The organism is Variovorax sp. VRV01, from assembly GCF_014852545.1.
In the GTDB taxonomy this organism is placed as follows: Bacteria; Pseudomonadota; Gammaproteobacteria; order Burkholderiales; family Burkholderiaceae_C; genus Variovorax; species Variovorax beijingensis_A.
In genome coordinates, this window is record NZ_JACVBS010000005.1 from 269,161 (window position 1) to 286,996 (window position 17,836).

Below are 17,836 nucleotides of genomic sequence, written 5' to 3' on the forward strand. Positions count from 1 at the left end.
CATGGACCGCCTGAAGCAACTCGAATCCTTCGTCTCCGTGGCGACCCGCGGCGGCCTCACGGCCGCGGCCAAGGCCGAGGGCGTGGCGCCCGCGATCATGGGGCGGCGGCTCGATGCGCTCGAGGCGCGGCTGGGCGTCAAGCTCCTGGTGCGCACCACGCGGCGCATCACGCTGACGCACGAAGGCAGCGCCTTTCTCGAAGACTGCCAGCGCCTGCTGACCGAATTCGCCAATGCCGAGGCGAGCGTGAGCGCGGGCGGCGTCAAAGCCAGCGGCCATCTGCGCGTGACGGCACCGGCCGGCTTCGGCCGCCGTCACGTGGCGCCGCTGGTGCCGCGCTTCCATGCGCTGCACCCGGAGGTCACGATCTCGCTGAACCTCAGCGACCGCGTGGTCGACGTGCGCGGCGAGAGCTTCGACTGCGCGGTGCGCGTGGGCGACATGCCCGACTCGTCGCTGGTCAGCGTGCGGCTGGCCGACAACCGCCGCCGCTGCGTCGCCACGCCGGAGTTCGTGCGCCGCCATGGCATGCCGCGGCATCCGAACGAGCTGTCGCGCTTCGCCTGCCTCACGCTGTCGAGCGATGCCTCGCAGACGCGCGGCTGGGCATTCCGCGTTCCGCGCGCCGCTCAAAGCCAGGAACAGGAGCGCACCCCGGCCGGCGCCGGCGAGGAGGGCGGCGAAGAGCTGATCTACCTGCGGCCCGAGGGCCCGCTCGATTGCTCCGACGGCCAGGTGCTGCACGACTGGTGCCTGGCCGGCCACGGCATCGCGTGGCGCAGCACCTGGGAGGTGGAAGCCGAGATCGATGCCGGCCTGCTGGTGCCGCTGCTCGACGAATTCGCCGCGCCGCCCAATGGCATCTACGCGGTCTTCGCGGGCACCAAGCACCTGCCGCTGCGGGTGCGGCTGTGGCTTGATTTCCTCAAGGAGCAGTACGGACGGCCTGAATTCTGGGGCGGCAGGGGGTAAAGCGCGCGAGCGGCGGCACAATCTGCAAGCATTTGCAACTCATTGAAGAAGAAAGCCATCGATGACCCTCGAAGCCATCCTCGCCTACCTGCATCTGCTGGCCATCCTCACGATGGTCGTGTTCATCTCGAGCGAAGCGGCCCTGTGCCGCGTGCAGTGGATCAATGCCGCCGTGGTGGAACGGCTCGCCAAGGTCGACATGGTCTACGGCATGGCCGCCATCGCGGTGCTGGCCACCGGCATCGCGCGCACGGTGTGGGGCGTGAAGGGCACGGCGTGGTATTGGACCAACCCGCTGTTGCACGTGAAGCTCGGCTTGTTCATCATCGTCGGCGTGCTCTCGATCTTTCCGACGCTCACCTACTTCCGCTGGCGCAAGGCGCTGCGTGCCAACGGCACGCTGCCGGCGGAAGCCGACATCCGCAAGACGCGCAGGCTGGTGATGGTGCAGGCCCACCTGATCGCGCTGATTCCGCTGGTCGCCGTGTTCCTCGCGCGCGGCTTCGGCAAGTAGGCGCATGGAACGCGCCGGCATCCAGCTCCTGTTTGCCGGCACCATCTTCAGCAGCGCGTTCCTGCTGTTCCTGGTGCAGCCGCTGATCGCCAAGCAGATCCTGCCCTGGTTCGGCGGTTCGGCCGCCGTCTGGTCGACCTGCATGGTGTTCTTCCAGGCCGTGCTGCTCGCCGGCTATGCCTACTCCGACTGGGTCACGCGCCGCCTTCGCGTACGCGCGCAGGCCGCGCTGCACGTGGGGCTGCTGCTGGCGAGCCTGGCGTTCCTTCCGCTCGTGGTGGCTGCGCGCTGGAAGCCCACGGGCGCCGAAGACCCGGCGTGGCTGATCCTCGGGCTGCTGCTTGCGACCATCGGCCTTCCGTACTTTCTTCTGTCGACCACCGGCCCGCTGGTGCAGTCGTGGGTGGCGCGCACGCCCTGGAGCGCGCGGGTGTACCGCTATTTCTCGCTCTCCAACCTGGCATCGCTGCTGTCGCTGCTGAGCTATCCGGTGCTGATCGAGCCGCGCAGCTCGCTGCTGCAGCAGGCGACGGGATGGTCATGGGGCTACGGCCTGTTCGTGGGGCTTTGCGCCGGCACGACCTTGCTCGTGGCCTGCCGCTGGCCCGCGGCCGTGCCGGTTGCCGCGGCGCCCGGCCTGGGCGCGGCCGCCGACGGCAGCGACAAGCCGCCGCGCTGGTCCGATGGCCTGCTCTGGCTGGTGCTGCCGGCGCTGGCCTCGTGGCTGTTGCTGGCCGTGACCAACCACATCACCCAGAACGTCGCCGCGGTTCCGTTTCTCTGGATCGTGCCGCTGTCGCTGTACCTGTTCACCTTCGTCCTGTGCTTCGAAAGCGACCGCTGGTACCGGCGCGGCGTCTTCCTGCCGCTGGCGGCGGGCGTGCTGCTGCTGTGCGCCTTCGGGCTGCAGCACCACGTCGGCTCGGCCGTGCGCACGGGGCTGCCGATCTATGTCGGCGGCCTGTTCGTGCTGTGCATGTTCCTGCACGGTGAAACCGCCAGGCTGCGGCCGGCGCCGCGCTATCTCACGCGCTTCTACCTGATGCTCGCGCTCGGCGGCGCGCTGGGAGGCGCCACGGTCGGGCTGGTGGCGCCGCATGTGCTGCCGGCGTATTACGAGCTGGGCATCGGCCTGGTGCTGACGGCGCTCGCCGCAGCCGCCGTTCTGCGCCAGCGGATCTGGCTGCGGATTTCCGGCGTGGCATTGGCGGCCGGCTGCGCGTACTTCCTGATGGCGCAGATCGCGAGCGACAGGTCGGACGCGCGCCACCTGCTGCGCAATTTCCACGGCGCGCTGATCACCTTCGACGTGCGGCGCCTCCATCCCTCGGACAGCGTGCGGGTGCTGTCGCACGGCTCCATCAAGCATGGCGAGCAGTTCCTCGATCCCGCCCGCCGGCGCGAGCCCACCACCTACTACGGCGCCACCTCGGGCATCGGGCGTGCGATTGCCGCCGCGCCGGCCGGACCGCGCCGCGTGGGGCTGATCGGCCTGGGCGCCGGCACGCTCGCAAGCTACGGCCGCAGCGGCGACGCCTACCGCATCTACGAGATCAACCCGCAGGTGTTCGAGCTGGCGGACAGTGAATTCAGCTTCCTGCGCGACAGCCCCGCGCGCATCGAGCGCGTGCTCGGCGATGCGCGGCTGGCGCTGGAGCGCGAGCCGTCGCAGGGCTTCGACCTGCTCGCGGTGGACGCCTTCTCGGGCGATGCGGTGCCGGCCCACCTGCTCACGGCGCAGGCCATGGACGTCTACCTGCGGCACATGAAGCCCGATGGCATCGTGGCCTTCCATGTGACCAACCGTTTCCTCGAGCTGGCACCGGTGGTCGCGCGGATTGCCGGGCTGAAGGGCCTGCATGCCGTGCTCGTGAGCGACGACGCCGAAGCCTCGAGGTGGCTCAATCCGACCGACTGGGTGCTGGTGGCGCGCGATCCGGCCGTGCTGGCGCGCGATCCGGTGCGCGCCGCGGCCTCGCCGATCGTGCTGCGCGCGGGCGTCCGCCCCTGGACCGACGACTTCAACAACCTGCTGAGCGTGCTGAAGTAGCCGGCCTCGCGGCCATGAAAAAGGCCCGCACGCGGCGGGCCCTGTTTGCGCAAGCTGGAGCGCAGTGCTGCTTCAGGCCTTGGCGTCCTTTTCGCACTTCTTCATGAAGCTGCTCTTGGCGGCGCCGGCCAGCGGCTTGCCGTTCTTGTCGACGGCCTTGGCTGCGCAAGCAGGTGCTGCGGCGGCCTTGGCGTCTTTTTCGCACTTCTTGATGAAGCTGCCCTTGGCGGCGCCGGCCAGCGGCTTGCCGTTCTTGTCGATGGCCTTGGATTCGCAGCTTGCGCCGGCGGCGGGGGCTGCTGCGGTGGCGGGCGCCGCGGGGGTGGCCGCCGCAGGAGCGGCGGGGGTGGCAGGCGTAGCGGGCGTGGCCGCGGGAGCGGTGACGGGTGCCGGAGCCTTGGCCGGGGCCTTGTCTTGTGCCTGCGCGGCGCCGAAGGAGAGACAGGCGCCCAGGGCGACCAGGGAAAGGAACTTCTTCATGGTGATATGTCCTTGCAAGGTGGGTTGTGACAGGTGCCCCGCCCCGGGGCCGAGGCTTCTAACGGCCGAAGGCGGCAATCGGATGACGATGGTCAACGGCGCCCGGGTTTGCCCCCGGTAAAATTCGCAGATGCTATTGGTCAAACAGGAGCTGCTCGCGGCGCTCGCGAACACGCTCGAATCCCTCTCGCCCGGCGCTGGCTCCAAAGCCGCGTTCGAGTCGCCCAAGGTGGCTGCCCACGGCGATTTCGCCAGCACGGCCGCCATGCAACTCGCCAAGCCGCTCGGGCGCAAGCCGCGCGAACTGGCCGAGGAGCTCAGTGCCGCGCTGCTCGCCACCCCGGTTTTCGGCCAGTGGGTCGAAGCCATCGAGGTCGCCGGCCCCGGTTTCCTCAACATCCGCCTGAAGACCGCTGCCAAGCAGCAGATCGTGCGCGAAGTGCTGAATGCGGCCGATGCCTTCGGCCGGCAGCCCGCCACCGGCGAAAAGGTGCTGGTCGAGTTCGTCTCGGCCAACCCGACCGGGCCGCTGCACGTCGGCCACGGCCGCCAGGCCGCGCTCGGCGACGCCATCTGCAACCTGCGCGCCTCCCAGGGCGACACCGTCTGGCGCGAGTTCTACTACAACGATGCCGGCGTTCAGATCCAGACGCTGGCCCACAGCACCCAGCTGCGCGCCCGCGGCTTCAAGCCCGGCGACCCCGAATGGCCGAGCGGCGAGAAGGCGCCCGCCTACAACGGCGACTACATCGCCGACATCGCCGAAGACTTCAAGGCGAAGAAGACCGTCAGGTCGGACGACCGCGAATACACCGCCAGCGGCAATATCGACGACCTCGACTCCATCCGCGAATTCGCGGTCGCCTACCTGCGCCGCGAGCAGGACCTGGACCTGCAGGCCTTCCGCGTGCGCTTCGACAACTACTACCTCGAATCGAGCCTCTACACCAGCGGCCGTGTCGAGGCCGCGGTGCAAAAGCTCGTGGCCGCCGGCAAGACCTACGAGCAGGACGGCGCGCTGTGGCTCCGGTCGACCGACTACGGCGACGACAAGGACCGCGTGATGAAGAAGCAGGACGGCACGTACACCTACTTCGTGCCCGACGTCGCCTATCACATCGCCAAGTGGGAGCGCGGCTTCCACAAGGTGGTCAACATCCAGGGCACCGACCACCACGGCACCATTGCGCGCGTGCGCGCCGGCCTGCAGGCGGCGGGCGTCGGCATTCCCGAGGGCTACCCCGACTACGTGCTGCACACCATGGTGCGCGTGATGAAGGGCGGCGAAGAGGTCAAGATCAGCAAGCGCGCGGGCAGCTACGTCACGCTGCGCGACCTGATCGAGTGGACCAGCACCGACGCCGTGCGCTTCTTCCTGCTGAGCCGCAAGCCCGACACCGAATACACCTTCGACGTCGACCTGGCCGTGGCCAAGAACAACGACAACCCGGTGTACTACGTGCAGTACGCCCATGCGCGCATCTGCTCGGTGCTGGCGGGCTGGGGCGGCGACGCGGCCGCCCTCAAGGACGTGGATCTGTCGCCGCTCGAAAGCCCGGCCGCGCAGGCGCTCATGCTGCTGCTGGCCAAGTACCCCGCCATGCTCACGGCCGCGGCCAAGGATTTCGCGCCGCACGACGTCACCTTCTACCTGCGCGAACTGGCGGCCAGCTACCACAGCTACTACGACGCGGAGCGCATCCTGGTCGACGAGGAGCCGGTCAAGCTGGCGCGGCTCGCGCTCGTCGCGGCCACCGCGCAGGTGCTGCACAATGGCCTCGCGATTCTCGGCGTCAGTGCGCCGAGCAAGATGTGAACCTCACCATGAAGAAGACAACCAGACAACGCGGCAACATCGTCATCGGGCTCATCGTCGGCCTGGTGCTGGGGTTGGGTGTCGCGCTGGGCATCGCGGTCTACGTGACCAAGGTGCCGATCCCGTTCGTGACCAAGACCCAGCGCGGCGGCGCCGAGCAGGACGAAGCCGAAGCCCGCAAGAACCGCGACTGGGACCCCAACGCGCCGCTGGCAGGCAAGGCCGGCGCGCCCAAGCCACCGCCGGCCGCGGCCGGTCCGGTGGCGCCACCGGCCGGCGGCGACACCGCCGCCGTGGCGCCGGGTGCGGCGCCGCCGCCCGCCCCGCCGGTGCCGGTGGTGGTGGCTCCGAAGCCCGCGCGCCCGGCCCCGGTGCCGGCCGAGGCCAATTCCCTGCCGCCATCGAACGATCCGCTCGGCGACCTGGCCCGCGCGCGCGCCGGCGGCAACAGCGGCAGCACTGCCACGGCTTCCGCCGCGCCCGGCGGCAACAGCGCGGCGGCGGGTGCCGATCCGTTCATGTACTTCGTGCAGGCGGGCGCCTTCCGCACCACCGACGATGCCGAGGCCCAGCGCGCCAAGCTGTCGCTGATGGGCGTGGAGGCCCGGGTCACGGAGCGCGAGCAGGCAGGCCGCACCGTCTACCGGGTGCGCGCGGGCCCGTTCAACAAGAAGGACGAGGCCGATCGCCTGAAGGAGCGGCTCGACAGCGGCGGCCTCGAATCGGCGCTCGTGCGCGTGCAGCGTTGAGCTTGCCGGCAGCCGTCACGGATATTCTTTAAGCTTCGCCGCGCGGCATGGGCCGCCGCCAGGATCGTCCTGGGCATGCCGCTTGCGGGAACTCCGCGCGGCGCGCCGGCTCAGTCTGCCGTACCCCACAGGAGAACTCTTTCAATGAAACGTCGTGACTTTTCGCTGGCCGCCACCTCGCTGGGCCTGCTTTCGCTGGCTGGCAACACCGCGCACGCCCAGGCGCGTGCGCCCAAGGCCGGCACCGAGTACCTGGTGCTCGACAAGCGCGTGCCGGTCGACGCGCCGGCGGGCAAGGTCGAGGTGATCGAGTTCTTCTCGTACAACTGCCCGCACTGCAACGACTTCGAGCCGCAGCTGGAAGCCTGGCTCAAGACGGCCCCCAAGGAAGTGGCGTTCCGCCGCGTGCCCGTGCCTTTCGTGGGCAACGACGTCGAAGCCAAGCAGCGCCTGTACTACGCGCTCGAAGCCATGGGCAAGGTCGATGAATTCCAGCCGAAGGTCTTCGACGCCATCCACAAGCAGCGCCAGAACGTGAACGGCGACGCCAACATCATTGCCTGGGCGGGAGCCAACGGCCTGGACGGCGCCAAGTTCAAGGAAGTCTTCACCTCCTTCGGCGTGGCCAGCAAGGCCAAGCGCGCCGCGCAGCTGACCGACGCCTACAAGGTGGCTGGCGTGCCGGCGCTGGCCGTGAACGGGCGCTGGTACGTGGACGGCGAGCTGGCCGGCAACATGACCAAGGCGCTGCAGGTCACCAACTACCTGATCGGCGAAGCCAAGAAAGGCTGACCCCGGACTGCGCAGCACTTCGTGTCCGCTGCGCCCACACCCCCTTGCAGGGGGCGGCACCTGCGGCCCGGCAAAGCCGGTTCCGCGGTGTCTCCCGGATGGGATGTCAAGCCCGCATTTGGCGGGCTTTTTCATTTGCGGTTGAAGGCTTGGCGCCATCCGCCGCATACAATGCAGAGCAAGTTTCGTGCCTCTATGACATTGCACTCCTACTCCCACACCACCCCTCTTCTTCGCAGCACCGGCCGCCTGGCCCGTCTCGCTCGCGCGGCTATCGGTGCGCTGCTGCTGGCCGGCCTGGCGTCGGCCGCGCTGGCCGAGACTGCCGACCGCAGCAAGCCGATGAACATCGAATCCGATGCGATGCGCTACGACGACCTCAAGCAGACGAGCGTGTTCACGGGCAACGTGCTGGTCACCAAGGGCACGATCATCATCCGCGGCGCGCGCATCGACGTACGCCAGGATGCCGAGGGCTACCAGTACGGCGTGGTCACGGCGGCGCCCGGCAAGCGGGCCTACTACAAGCAGAAGCGCAATGCGCCCGACGAGTGGATCGAGGGCGAATCCGAGGTCATCGAGTACGACAGCCGCGCCGACAACGTCAAGTTCATCCGCAATGCCGTCATGCGCCGGCTGATCGGGGCCACGCCGAACGACGAGAGCCAGGGTGCGCTGATCGTCTACGACCAGAGCAACGACACCTACACCGTCAATGGTTCCACCGTGCCGCCGAACACCGCGGTGAACGCGCCGGCGGGCGGACGGGTGAAGACCATCCTGACGCCCAAGAGCGCCACCGCGCCGGCGCCCGGCGCCTCGGCCCCGGCCGGGGGACGGGCCGCACCGGCCGCGCCCCAGCCGGCGCCCGGCGCCGGCCTGCGCTCGACCACCACGCTGGGCGGCGAAGGGGAAGGGCGCAAGTGATCGAAACCGCTGGAACCCAGAACGCCGACGGCACGCCGGGCAGCCGCCTGGTGGTGCGCGGACTGCAGAAAAGCTACGGCAGCCGCAAGGTCGTGCGGGACGTCTCGCTCGACGTGCAAAAGGGCGAGGTTGTCGGGCTGCTCGGCCCCAACGGTGCGGGCAAGACCACGTCGTTCTACATGATCGTGGGCCTGGTGCGGGCCGACGCGGGCGACATCACCATCGACGGCGAGCCCATCGCCCACATGCCGATCCACCGGCGCGCCCGCATGGGCCTGAGCTACCTGCCGCAGGAAGCCTCCATCTTCCGCAAGCTCACGGTCGAGGAAAACGTGCGCGCCGTGCTCGAACTCCAGCGCGAACCCGACGCCAGCGGCAAGCCCGCGCCTTTGACGAAGCAGCGCATCGAGGAGCGGCTCTCGGGGCTGCTGGCCGACCTGCGGGTGGACCATCTTCGCGATTCGCCCGCGCTCGCGCTCTCGGGCGGCGAGCGGCGCCGGGTCGAGATCGCCCGCGCGCTGGCCACGCAGCCGCGCTTCATCCTGCTGGACGAGCCCTTCGCCGGCATCGACCCGATCGCGGTGATCGAGATCCAGCGGATCATCAGCTTCCTGAAGGAGCGCGGCATCGGCGTGCTCATCACCGACCACAACGTGCGTGAGACGCTGGGCATCTGCGATCACGCGTTCATCATCAGCGACGGGCATGTGCTGGCACAAGGCACACCCTCGGAGATCGTCGACAACGCCGAAGTACGCAGGGTGTACCTCGGCGAGCACTTCCGGATGTAAGGGAGGAGTCGGTCTCCATGAAGCAAGGGCTGTCCCTTCGCGTTTCGCAGCACCTGGCGCTCACGCCCCAGCTGCAGCAGTCGATCCGGCTGCTGCAGCTGTCCACGCTCGAACTGAGCCAGGAGGTGGAGCAGATGCTGGACGAGAACCCGTTCCTCGAACGCACCGCGGAAGAAGCGGCGCGCGAGGAGTTCGGGCTCGACGCCATCGACACGCCGGTGCCGCGCGACGAAGCCGGTGAAGCCGCCGAGGGCGAATTCGCCTCGGCCCCGGCCAGCAGCGCAACCACCACTTCGAGCGAAACCTCCTCGGCAGCCGAGGCCGACGTACCCGCCGCCGACGCCACCGAGCGCGAGCCCGACTGGGAAGGCGACGGCACCGTCGACATGGCGCCCGACGACAGCGAATGGGGCAGCGACGCCCCCGCGCGCCAGAACAACCTGGGCGACGACGAACGCGCCGACGCCACCGAGCTCGCGCGCAGCCAGGAGTCGCTGCAGTCCTTCCTGCACCGGCAGGCGCTGAGCCTGCGGCTCAACGAGAACGACAGCGCCGCGCTGCGCTTCCTGATCGAATCGCTCAACGACGACGGCTACCTCGAAGACTCCCTGCCGGCGCTGGCCTCGGGCCTCGCGGGCGACGACAACGACCAGTTCGACGAATTGGTGCACCACTTCCAGGTGGCGCTCGGCCTGCTGCAAAGCCTGGAGCCGGCCGGCGTCGGCGCGCGCGACCTGGGCGAATGCCTGTGCATCCAGCTGCGCGCGCTGGCCAGCGAAAGCGAGACCGAAGAGCAGGCCCTGGTGCGCAAGACCGCCATCGCGATCTGCAAGCAGCCGATGGAGCTGCTCGCGCGGCGCGATTTCAAGCGCCTGGCCACGCTCACGCGCACCAACGAAGAGGTGGTGCGCTCGGCGCTGCAGATCATCTCGCGTCTGGAGCCCAAGCCGGGCCGCCGCTTCGTCGACGTCGAGCGCAACATCGTGATTCCCGACGTGATCGTCACCAAGATCGGCCGCGGCACCAATGCCAAGTTCCGCGTCATGCTCAACCCCGAGGTGATGCCGCGGCTGCGCGTGCACGACATCTATGCCGGCGCGCTCAAGTCGCACAAGGGCGAGGGCAGCCAGGCGCTGTCGCAGCGGCTGCAGGAGGCGCGCTGGTTCATCAAGAACATCCAGCAGCGCTTCGACACCATCCTGCGCGTGAGCAACGCCATCGTCGAGCGGCAGAAGAGCTTCTTCGTGCACGGCGAGCTCGCAATGCGGCCCTTGGTGCTGCGCGAGATCGCCGACGAACTCGGCCTGCACGAATCGACCATCTCGCGCGTGACCACGGCCAAGTACATGGCCACGCCTTTCGGCACGGTCGAGCTCAAGTACTTCTTCGGCTCGGCGCTCGGCACCGAGACCGGCGGCAATGCGTCGAGCACCGCGGTGCGCGCGCTGATCAAGCAGTTCGTGAGCTCCGAGAGCATCAAGAAACCGCTGTCCGACAGCCAGATCTCCGAAATGCTCAAGGAGCAGGGCATCGAGTGCGCACGCCGCACCGTGGCCAAGTATCGCGAGGCCTTGCGCATCGCGCCCGCCAACCTTCGCAAGGCCCTGTAGAAAGCCGCCGATGGCCCGCCGCCTGCTGTCGCGCTGTGGGCTCGCGGTCTTTGCCATGCTGGCGGCGCTGCTCGTCGCCGGCTGCGCCACCCTGCCCGACGAGGCACCGCGCCCGCCCACCAAGGCCATGGCCGCGTCGGCCGACACCGCGCTCGGCAAGATCGCGCTGGCCTCGCAGCCCGACCCGGACCTGAGCGGCTTTCGCCTGATGCCGGGCGGCGACTTCGCCTTCGACACCCGCATCCAGCTCGCGCGGCGCGCCCAGCGCACGCTCGACGTGCAGTACTACCAGATCGAGAACGACGAGACCGGCCGCTACCTGCTGCGCACGCTGCGCGATGCGGCCCGGCGCGGCGTGCGCGTGCGGCTCCTGATGGACGATCTCTACACCTCGGGCGAGGACGAACTGCTGCTCGGCCTGGCCGCCACGCCGAATGTCGAGCTGCGCCTGTTCAACCCGTTTCCGGCCGGGCGCGGGAGCCTGCTCAGGCGCTTCACCGCTTCGCTGTTCGACTTCAGCCGCGTCAACCGGCGCATGCACAACAAGCTCTTCATCGCCGACGGCGCGATGGCGGTGGCGGGCGGGCGCAACATCGGCAACCAGTATTTCAGGCGCACGGCGGGCGAGAATTTCCTCGATCTCGACACCTTCGTGGCTGGTGCGCTGGTCCCGCGGCTGGGCGCGCTGTTCGACCAGTACTGGAACAGCGTCTATGTGCGGCCGGTCCAGTCGGTGGTGGCCAGCGAACTTCCGCAGGGCGAGCTGCAGAAGCGCTTCGAGACCGCCACCGGCCCCGACACCACGCCGCCGCCGCCCAGGCCCGCGCCCAACGACCTGCTCGGCTACAGCCCGATCGCCGAAGACCTGGCTGCCGGCAAACTCGACCTGATCTGGACCCTTGCCGAGGCCTACGCCGATTCGCCCGAGCGCGTGATCGGCAAGACCGCCTCGTACGGCGGCGTGCCGCTGCTCGATGTCGACAGCGTGCGCTACAACGTGGTCGAGCAGATGCGCCGCGCGCGCTCCGAGGTGACCATCGTCTCGCCCTACCTGATTCCAGGCAAGGCGGGGCTCGAAGTGATGCGCGAGATCCGACGGCGCAACGTCAAGATCAGCATCGTCACCAATTCCTTTGCCGCCACCGACGAGCCGCTGGTCCACACCGCCTACCGCCGCTACCGGCCCGAGATGCTCGAGCTCGGCGCCGAGCTCTACGAACTGAGCACCACGCGCACGCGGCGCAGCGTGCGGCTCGGCCTGTTCGGTACTTCGGTGGGGCGGCTGCATGCCAAGTCGGCGGTGATCGACCGGCAGATTCTTTTTGTCGGCTCGATGAACTTCGACCCGCGCTCCGAGACGCACAACACCGAGATCGGCCTGTTCATCCGCAGCCCCGAGATGGCGCAGCAGACGCTCAAGCTCATCGAGGTGCTGAAGCAGCAGGGCGCCTACCGGCTGCGCTTTGCGAAGGACAGCGGCAATTCGCGCATCGAGTGGATCAGCGAGGAGGAAGAAGCCGGCCGGACCACCGTGCTGAACGAGGAGCCCGACTCCGATTTCTGGGGCCGCACCATGCTCGAGATGCTGGCGCCGCTGACGCCCGAGAGCCTGCTGTAGCCCGGGCGGCTCAGCCGCTGCGCACGCCCGACAGCAGCTTGAGGCCCAGCAGCACCATCACGCCGCCGGCCGCGCGGTCGATCCAGGCCTTGTAGCGCAGGTAGGCCGAGCGCGGCGCCGCCGACGAGAGCGCCAGCGCGACGACCGCGTACCAGCCGGTCTCGATGCAGAAGATCACCGCCGGCACCGCGAGCGCCAGTGCCAGCGGCACCTCGCGCGGCAGGAAGGCCGCGAAGATGCTGGCGTAGACCACCGCGGTCTTCGGATTGCTGATCTGCGTGCCCATGCCCAGGAGAAACGCGCGCCGCGCATTGCTGCCCGAGCCCGCGGCCGCGCGTTCGTCCTGCACGGCGGACAGCGGCTCGCGCGCACCGCGCCAGATGCGGATGCCCAGATAGACGAGATAGGCGCCGCCGAGCAGCTTCACCGCCAGGTACAGCGCCGGAACCGCGAGGAACGCCGCCTGCAGCCCGACCAGCGCCGCAATCGCGAACACCACGCCGCCTGCGCCCATGCCCAGCGCCGCGGCCAGGCCATCGGCGCGCGACGACGACACGGCGGTGCGCGCCACCATGACGAAGCTCGGTCCGGGGCTCATGGCCCCGACGACCATAGCGCCCGCGATGCCCAGCAACGGAACCGTGATGCCGCTCATGGCTTTTCCCGGGACTACTGCTGCACGTTGACCGCTTCGACCTGCACCAGCAGCTTCACCTTGTTCTCGAAGCCGAAGTTCAGGCCCCAGGTGATGCCCCAGTCGCTGCGCTGCACGGTCGTCTCGAAGTCGCCGCCGCAGACCTGGCGGTTGATGAGCGGATTCAGGTAGCAGTTGAAGCGCACGGCCCTGAGCGTGACCGGCCTGGTCTGCCCCATCAGCGTGAGCGTGCCCGGCACGTCGACCACCTTGTCGCCATTGAACTCGATGCGGTCCGCCACGAAGCGGCCGGTCGGGAATTCGGCCACGTTGAAGAAATCCTTGCTCTGCACGTGGCGGTTGAGCAGGTCGACGCCGGTGTTGATGGAGCCGATGTCCATCGTGATGTCGACCTTGCCGCTGCTGCCGGTGCCGTCGATCTGCACCGAGCCGTCCTTGGTGCTGAAGCGGCCGCGGTTGGTGGTGGTGCCGTAATGCCCCATCTCGTACATCACGAAGGTGTGCGTGGGGTCGATCACGTAGCTGGCGTTCTTCACCGGGCCGCCCGCGGGCTTGGCGGCCACGGCCGGCGCGGTGTAGTCCTGTGCCAGGGCAGGGGTGGCAAGGGCCGCCGCGGCAGACAGCGCGGCAGCGAGGAGGAGCTTCTTCATGGCAATGGGCGTGCGTGGCGTGGGAACGAAACAGGAAAAATTCAAAGCGGACCGAAGCCCGCGAGCGTGAACTTGAAGCGAACCAGCACCTCGTTGGCGACCACCGAGGTGTCGGTCCACTCGCCGTCGCCCACCTTGTAGTCGAGCCGCTGGATCGTAAAGCTTCCGCTGGCCACCGCGTGGCCGTTGGCCGGCGCAATGCTCACCGGCACCGTGACCTGGCGCGAGATGTTCTTGATGGTGAGCTTGCCCGCCATCTCGAAGCGGCCGTCGCCCAGCGCCTTGATCGCGCTCGACTGGAAGCTGGCCTGCGGAAAATGCGCCGTGTCGAACCACGGCGCCTTGGGCAGTTCGGCATCGCTCATGGGCACGCCGAGCGATGCGCTGCCGGTGTCGATCTGCAATGCGACGCTGCCGCCTTCGGGCTTGCGCGGATCGAAAGCCACCTGGGCATCGAACTTCTTGAACGTGCCCTCCACGGGCACCCCCATCTGCTTGCTCACGAAGGCGATCTGGCTCTTGTCCGGCACCAGCCGGGTGGCCGCGGCCGGCTCGGCGAGCGCGGGCGCAAGAGTGGCCAACGCCAGGGCTGCGAGCAAGGGGCGGGCGGTGCGCTTCATCTGGCGGATTCCTTGCGTGGCGCGGGCCACATGCGTTTCAAGATGCCGTCGCGGTCGATCCAGTGGTGCTTGAGCACCGCCGCCACATGCAGCAGCGCCGCCGCGGCGAGGGTGAAGGCGCTGCCCTTGTGCAGCGGCTTGAGCACGACCTCGGCCCATTCCTTGTCGACCGGCACGAAGTCGGGCAGCGGCAGCAGGCCGAACCACACGACCGGAAAGCCGAGCGCCGAACTGTAGGCCCAGCCGAACAGCGGAACCGCCAGGAACAGCAGGTACATCAGCGCGTGGCTCGCGCGGTAGCCGCTGCGCTGCCAGCGCGGCATGGCCGCCGCCGCAGCGGCCGGCAGCGGCGGCGGCGGATGGCGCAGCCGCCACAGCAGGCGCACGGCCGACAGCAGCAGGATCGTCACGCCGGCCCATTTGTGCCAGTTGTAGAGCTTGATGCGCGCCGGCGACAGCGGCAGGCCGGTCATGTAGAGGCCGACGCCGAGCGAGCCGACGATCATGGCCGCCAGCAGCCAGTGCAGCGCGATCGCGACCGGGCCGTAGCGCAGTTCGCGCAGGCGTGGATCGGCGGGTGCATCGGCCATGGCGGCGGGGTGGGAAGGTGTGTCGATGGACATCGGAAGCAGGACCGGCGGCCTGTGCGCGGAGCATATATCGGAAGCGGCGGAGGCGCCGCGGCCCGATCGGCCGGAGCGACCATGGACGCAGTGGTGGAATTGCTCGTCCGGTCCCCTGTGTGGAGAAGCGGCCCGGCGCGGCGACAATGGCGTTCCCCTGCGGCCGAATGATGGCGAACCTCCTGTGAACGATCTCTCTCTCTTTTTGCCCTGCGCCGCCGGCGTCGAGGAATTCCTCGCGCAGGAAGTCCATGCGCTCACCGGCCGCGTCGGCCAGGACCTGCTCACGCTGCGCGGCGGCGTGCGGGTGCGCGCCGAATGGCGCGACGCGCTCAAGCTCAACCTGCACAGCCGGCTCGCGCAGCGCGTGCTGGTCGAACTGGCGCACGCGCCCTACCGCAGCGAGAACGACCTCTACGCCATCGCGAGCGGCGTGGCCTGGGAGATCTGGTTCACGCCCAGGCAGACCTTCAAGATCGAGACCACGGCGCAGCACAGCCCGCTGCAGAGCCTGAACTTCGCCACCCTGCGCATCAAGGACGCCATTGCCGACCGCTTCCGCGCCAAGGCCGGCGGCGTGCGCCCGAGCATCGAGACCCAGTGGCCCGACTGCCGCGTGTTCGCCCACCTGACCACCGAACACTGCACGCTCTACATCGACACCTCCGGCGAGCCGCTCTTCAAGCGCGGCTGGCGCCAGGACAAGGGCGATGCGCCGCTGAAGGAAACCCTGGCCGCCGCCATGCTGGCCGCCAGCGGCTGGTGGAACCCTGAAACCGGCGCCGTGGCCGCCGAGCCGCTGTACGACCCCTGCTGCGGCAGCGGCACCATCGCCATCGAGGCGGCGCAGATCGCGCGCGGCATTGCGGCCGGGTCGCTCAGGCGTTTCGGCTTCGAGAAGCTGCTGCCGTTCCAGGCCCATGTCTGGGACGCCATCAAGAAGGACGCCGCATCGTCGGCGGTGCCGCGCGATGTCGCCATCTTCGGCTCCGACGTCTCGCACCGCATGGTCGACTTTGCCGAGCGCAATGCGGAGCGCGCCGGTGTCGCCGATGCCATCGAGTTCCGCGGCGGCGACGCGCTGCAGCGCATGCCGCCGGCCGAGGGCGGGGTGATCATGCTGAATCCGCCGTACGGCGAGCGCATCGAGGTCGGCGGCGTGGCGCGCTTCGGCGCCCGTGAAGCCGCGCAGACTTCGGGCGACGCTGGCGGTGAAAGCGGCGGCGGCGGCGAGTTCTTTCCGCAGCTCGCCACCCACTGGAAGAAGAACTACGCCGGCTGGACCGCCTGGGTGCTCACGCCCGACCTGAAGCTGCCCAGGCAGATGCGGCTGAAGGAATCGCGCCGCGTGCCGATGTGGAACGGCCCCATCGAGTGCCGCCTGTTCCGCTTCGACATGGTCGCGGGTTCGGCCAGGAAGTAGCTTCGCGCCCCTGCGGGTGCACGCCACCATGACCGTTCCGGAATCCGGCCTCGTCGTCATCGACACCAACATCGCGCTCGACCTGCTGGTCTTCGAAGACCCCGCCTGGCTGCCGCTGATCGCCCTGCTGGCCGCGGGCGAACTGCGCTGGCTCGCAACGGCCGCGATGCGCGCCGAACTCGAGCGCGTGCTCGGCTACCCGCTGATTGCCCGGCGCATGGCGCAGCGCGGCCTGCAAGTGCCCGCCGTGCTGGCGGACTTCGATGCGCGGGTGCGCATGGTCGAAGGCGTTCCATCGCGCGCACCCTGCGTCTGCAGCGACCCCGACGACCAGGTCTTCATCGACCTTGCGGTGGCGCACCGCGCGCTGCTGCTCAGCAAGGACCGCGCGGTGCTGTCGATGAGGAAGCGGCTGGCGCTGCGCGGCGTGGTGGTGCAGGCGGCGCTCGGGGCCTGACTGCACCCACAGTCTCGGCCCGTTGCCGCTGCGCGCCGAGAAGCGCGAAATCCGGCGGCTCGACTACTTCCTTCTCATCGACACCTGCCAGGGGCGGTGTTAGCTTTCCGGCAAGGCGAGGATGGTTGCGGCGAACGGCATCGCAGTTCCTTGCCTTGTGCGGCCCTCATCCAGTGGCGCATTTCTTGGGAAGGGGTGCTCACCGACATGCGCCATGCGCAAGCCATATGGTTTTGGCCTGTTCTATGAATGAAAATCCTCATTCGACTGCTCTGCATTTTGGTCGGAGCGCTGATGCTCAGTTTTCTTGTTGCGAAAGTCGTGCTCGTCCCCATTGGGCAATGGTACGAAATGAGCAAGGCCCAGAGCTTCGATGATGTGTCCGACGCTTTCGTTCTCTCCCTTGCTGTGCAAGCGATTTGCGCCATCGCGGGTGGCTGGTTAGGCGACTGGGTATTTCGCAAATGGCGGCAGAAGCAACTTGATCGTCAATAGCCCGAGGCGTGGCTCTTGGGAGGGATGTCATCGAAATGGCCAGAAGTTTTAGCCGGTCCAATGAAAACCCGATTCGACTGCTTTGTATCTTGACCGGAGCAATTGCGCTCGGCCTTGTTTTCTACAAGCTCATTGGCCCTGTGGGCCATTGGTATGAGCTCAAATTTGCAAGGAACGACGGTGACTTGGGCCAGGCGTACATGGTCGCGCTCGCCGTTCAATTCCTCGCATTGATAGTGGGCGGCTGGCTCGGCGACTGGGCATTTCGAAAATGGCTGCAGAAGCGGCCGGATCGCCAGTAGCCCATGTGGCGACTGCCGATAGGTCGTGTCCCATGAAGATACTTATTCGACTGCTCTTCATTTTGGCCGGCGCACTTGCGCTCAGTTTTCTTGTTGCGAAAGCCGTGCTCGTTCCCATTGGACAGTGGTACGAAATGAACAGGGCCCAAAGCGAGAGCGATTTGTCGCGAGCCTTCGTCATTGCGCTTGCGGTACAGGCTCTTTGCATCGTTGTGGGCGGCTGGCTCGGCGACCGCGGATTCCGCAAATGGCGGCAGAAGCAGCTCAGCCGCCAACCGTGCATGTGACGAC

The 17,836-nt window shown here is 68.3% G+C and carries 20 protein-coding genes; 15 read left to right on the forward strand and 5 right to left on the reverse strand.

The window, feature by feature from the left end:
- Position 1: 1 nt before the first annotated feature.
- From IB278_RS11575 to IB278_RS11585, 3 genes are all read left to right on the forward strand, one after another.
- The gene (locus IB278_RS11575; protein ID WP_192323496.1) at positions 2–973 is read left to right on the forward strand and encodes a LysR family transcriptional regulator; all 972 of its coding nucleotides are present in this window, start codon (positions 2–4) and stop codon (positions 971–973) included.
- Between the two features lie 61 nt (positions 974–1,034).
- The gene (locus IB278_RS11580; RefSeq protein WP_145742554.1) at positions 1,035–1,487 is read left to right on the forward strand and encodes a DUF2214 family protein; all 453 of its coding nucleotides are present in this window, start codon (positions 1,035–1,037) and stop codon (positions 1,485–1,487) included.
- A 4-nt stretch (positions 1,488–1,491) separates the two neighbouring features.
- Entirely contained in the window at positions 1,492–3,537 is a 2,046-nt protein-coding gene (locus IB278_RS11585; RefSeq protein ID WP_192323497.1) for a spermidine synthase, read from the forward strand.
- A gap of 72 nt (positions 3,538–3,609) precedes the next feature.
- Here the strand turns inward: IB278_RS11585 and IB278_RS11590 are convergent, their stop codons facing one another.
- Complete coding sequence (locus IB278_RS11590) at positions 3,610–4,017, reverse strand: hypothetical protein (protein ID WP_145742551.1); 408 nt, start codon at positions 4,015–4,017, stop codon at positions 3,610–3,612.
- 130 nt (positions 4,018–4,147) lie between these two features.
- Here IB278_RS11590 and argS point away from each other — a divergent pair, with 130 nt between their 5' ends.
- The 7 genes from argS to IB278_RS11625 all read left to right on the forward strand — a co-directional run bounded on the left by argS (position 4,148) and on the right by IB278_RS11625 (position 12,320).
- Positions 4,148–5,833, forward strand: a complete 1,686-nt coding sequence (argS, locus tag IB278_RS11595) for an arginine--tRNA ligase (protein ID WP_192323498.1) — start codon at positions 4,148–4,150, stop codon at positions 5,831–5,833.
- Between the two features lie 8 nt (positions 5,834–5,841).
- The gene (locus IB278_RS11600) at positions 5,842–6,582 is read left to right on the forward strand and encodes an SPOR domain-containing protein (protein ID WP_145742548.1); all 741 of its coding nucleotides are present in this window, start codon (positions 5,842–5,844) and stop codon (positions 6,580–6,582) included.
- A gap of 144 nt (positions 6,583–6,726) precedes the next feature.
- Positions 6,727–7,374 carry a thiol:disulfide interchange protein DsbA/DsbL gene (locus IB278_RS11605; RefSeq protein ID WP_145742546.1) on the forward strand — a complete coding sequence of 216 codons (648 nt, stop codon included), beginning with the start codon at positions 6,727–6,729 and terminating at the stop codon, positions 7,372–7,374.
- A gap of 195 nt (positions 7,375–7,569) precedes the next feature.
- Positions 7,570–8,301 (forward strand): lipopolysaccharide transport periplasmic protein LptA, encoded by a 732-nt coding sequence (gene lptA, locus IB278_RS11610; RefSeq protein ID WP_192323499.1) that lies wholly within the window; start codon positions 7,570–7,572, stop codon positions 8,299–8,301.
- Complete coding sequence (lptB, locus tag IB278_RS11615; protein WP_145742542.1) at positions 8,298–9,092, forward strand: LPS export ABC transporter ATP-binding protein; 795 nt, start codon at positions 8,298–8,300, stop codon at positions 9,090–9,092. Before lptA ends, lptB begins: the two co-directional genes overlap by 4 nt.
- A gap of 17 nt (positions 9,093–9,109) precedes the next feature.
- The gene (locus IB278_RS11620; RefSeq protein WP_145742540.1) at positions 9,110–10,702 is read left to right on the forward strand and encodes an RNA polymerase factor sigma-54; all 1,593 of its coding nucleotides are present in this window, start codon (positions 9,110–9,112) and stop codon (positions 10,700–10,702) included.
- A gap of 10 nt (positions 10,703–10,712) precedes the next feature.
- Positions 10,713–12,320 (forward strand): phospholipase D family protein, encoded by a 1,608-nt coding sequence (locus tag IB278_RS11625; RefSeq protein WP_145742538.1) that lies wholly within the window; start codon positions 10,713–10,715, stop codon positions 12,318–12,320.
- Positions 12,321–12,330: 10 nt separating this feature from the next.
- On the opposite strand, the gene IB278_RS11630 is transcribed toward IB278_RS11625, so the two are convergent.
- Genes IB278_RS11630 through IB278_RS11645 form a run of 4 tightly spaced genes read right to left on the reverse strand, consistent with a single transcriptional unit; the run spans position 12,331 to position 14,868 of the window.
- On the reverse strand, positions 12,331–12,975 hold the full coding sequence (locus tag IB278_RS11630; protein ID WP_145742537.1) for a LysE family translocator: 645 nt from the start codon (positions 12,973–12,975) through the stop codon (positions 12,331–12,333).
- Between the two features lie 14 nt (positions 12,976–12,989).
- Positions 12,990–13,625 (reverse strand): YceI family protein, encoded by a 636-nt coding sequence (locus IB278_RS11635; RefSeq protein ID WP_145742535.1) that lies wholly within the window; start codon positions 13,623–13,625, stop codon positions 12,990–12,992.
- Between the two features lie 41 nt (positions 13,626–13,666).
- Positions 13,667–14,245 carry a YceI family protein gene (locus IB278_RS11640; RefSeq protein WP_145742534.1) on the reverse strand — a complete coding sequence of 193 codons (579 nt, stop codon included), beginning with the start codon at positions 14,243–14,245 and terminating at the stop codon, positions 13,667–13,669.
- A complete protein-coding gene (locus tag IB278_RS11645) occupies positions 14,242–14,868 on the reverse strand; it encodes a cytochrome b (RefSeq protein ID WP_145742532.1) in 627 nt (208 codons plus the stop codon). Before IB278_RS11645 ends, IB278_RS11640 begins: the two co-directional genes overlap by 4 nt.
- Positions 14,869–15,052: 184 nt before the next feature.
- On the opposite strand from IB278_RS11645, the gene IB278_RS11650 reads away from it, so the two are divergent.
- The 5 genes from IB278_RS11650 to IB278_RS11670 all read left to right on the forward strand — a co-directional run bounded on the left by IB278_RS11650 (position 15,053) and on the right by IB278_RS11670 (position 17,832).
- Positions 15,053–16,291, forward strand: coding sequence for a THUMP domain-containing class I SAM-dependent RNA methyltransferase (locus IB278_RS11650; RefSeq protein ID WP_145742530.1), 1,239 nt, complete (start codon positions 15,053–15,055; stop codon positions 16,289–16,291).
- Between the two features lie 28 nt (positions 16,292–16,319).
- The gene (locus IB278_RS11655) at positions 16,320–16,748 is read left to right on the forward strand and encodes a putative toxin-antitoxin system toxin component, PIN family (protein WP_192323500.1); all 429 of its coding nucleotides are present in this window, start codon (positions 16,320–16,322) and stop codon (positions 16,746–16,748) included.
- Positions 16,749–16,997: 249 nt separating this feature from the next.
- The gene (locus tag IB278_RS11660) at positions 16,998–17,243 is read left to right on the forward strand and encodes a hypothetical protein (RefSeq protein WP_192323501.1); all 246 of its coding nucleotides are present in this window, start codon (positions 16,998–17,000) and stop codon (positions 17,241–17,243) included.
- Between the two features lie 35 nt (positions 17,244–17,278).
- Entirely contained in the window at positions 17,279–17,545 is a 267-nt protein-coding gene (locus IB278_RS11665) for a hypothetical protein (protein WP_192323502.1), read from the forward strand.
- A 32-nt stretch (positions 17,546–17,577) separates the two neighbouring features.
- Complete coding sequence (locus IB278_RS11670; protein ID WP_192323503.1) at positions 17,578–17,832, forward strand: hypothetical protein; 255 nt, start codon at positions 17,578–17,580, stop codon at positions 17,830–17,832.
- Positions 17,833–17,836: the final 4 nt, after the last annotated feature.

Excerpts from the sequence above, each read along its gene's own strand:
- IB278_RS11605 (WP_145742546.1), top strand. The coding sequence starts at position 6,727 with ATGAAACGTCGTGACTTTTCGCTGGCCGCCACCTCGCTGGGCCTGCTT.
- IB278_RS11660 (WP_192323501.1), top strand. The coding sequence starts at position 16,998 with ATGAAAATCCTCATTCGACTGCTCTGCATTTTGGTCGGAGCGCTGATG.
- IB278_RS11625 (WP_145742538.1), top strand. The coding sequence starts at position 10,713 with ATGGCCCGCCGCCTGCTGTCGCGCTGTGGGCTCGCGGTCTTTGCCATG.
- lptA (WP_192323499.1), top strand. The coding sequence starts at position 7,570 with ATGACATTGCACTCCTACTCCCACACCACCCCTCTTCTTCGCAGCACC.
- IB278_RS11670 (WP_192323503.1), top strand. The coding sequence starts at position 17,578 with ATGAAGATACTTATTCGACTGCTCTTCATTTTGGCCGGCGCACTTGCG.
- IB278_RS11575 (WP_192323496.1), top strand. The coding sequence starts at position 2 with ATGGACCGCCTGAAGCAACTCGAATCCTTCGTCTCCGTGGCGACCCGC.
- IB278_RS11585 (WP_192323497.1), top strand. The coding sequence starts at position 1,492 with ATGGAACGCGCCGGCATCCAGCTCCTGTTTGCCGGCACCATCTTCAGC.
- IB278_RS11580 (WP_145742554.1), top strand. The coding sequence starts at position 1,035 with ATGACCCTCGAAGCCATCCTCGCCTACCTGCATCTGCTGGCCATCCTC.
- IB278_RS11620 (WP_145742540.1), top strand. The coding sequence starts at position 9,110 with ATGAAGCAAGGGCTGTCCCTTCGCGTTTCGCAGCACCTGGCGCTCACG.
- IB278_RS11635 (WP_145742535.1), bottom strand. The coding sequence starts at position 13,625 with ATGAAGAAGCTCCTCCTCGCTGCCGCGCTGTCTGCCGCGGCGGCCCTT.
- IB278_RS11630 (WP_145742537.1), bottom strand. The coding sequence starts at position 12,975 with ATGAGCGGCATCACGGTTCCGTTGCTGGGCATCGCGGGCGCTATGGTC.
- IB278_RS11590 (WP_145742551.1), bottom strand. The coding sequence starts at position 4,017 with ATGAAGAAGTTCCTTTCCCTGGTCGCCCTGGGCGCCTGTCTCTCCTTC.
- IB278_RS11665 (WP_192323502.1), top strand. The coding sequence starts at position 17,279 with ATGGCCAGAAGTTTTAGCCGGTCCAATGAAAACCCGATTCGACTGCTT.
- IB278_RS11645 (WP_145742532.1), bottom strand. The coding sequence starts at position 14,868 with ATGTCCATCGACACACCTTCCCACCCCGCCGCCATGGCCGATGCACCC.
- argS (WP_192323498.1), top strand. The coding sequence starts at position 4,148 with ATGCTATTGGTCAAACAGGAGCTGCTCGCGGCGCTCGCGAACACGCTC.
- IB278_RS11655 (WP_192323500.1), top strand. The coding sequence starts at position 16,320 with ATGACCGTTCCGGAATCCGGCCTCGTCGTCATCGACACCAACATCGCG.
- IB278_RS11640 (WP_145742534.1), bottom strand. The coding sequence starts at position 14,245 with ATGAAGCGCACCGCCCGCCCCTTGCTCGCAGCCCTGGCGTTGGCCACT.
- IB278_RS11600 (WP_145742548.1), top strand. The coding sequence starts at position 5,842 with ATGAAGAAGACAACCAGACAACGCGGCAACATCGTCATCGGGCTCATC.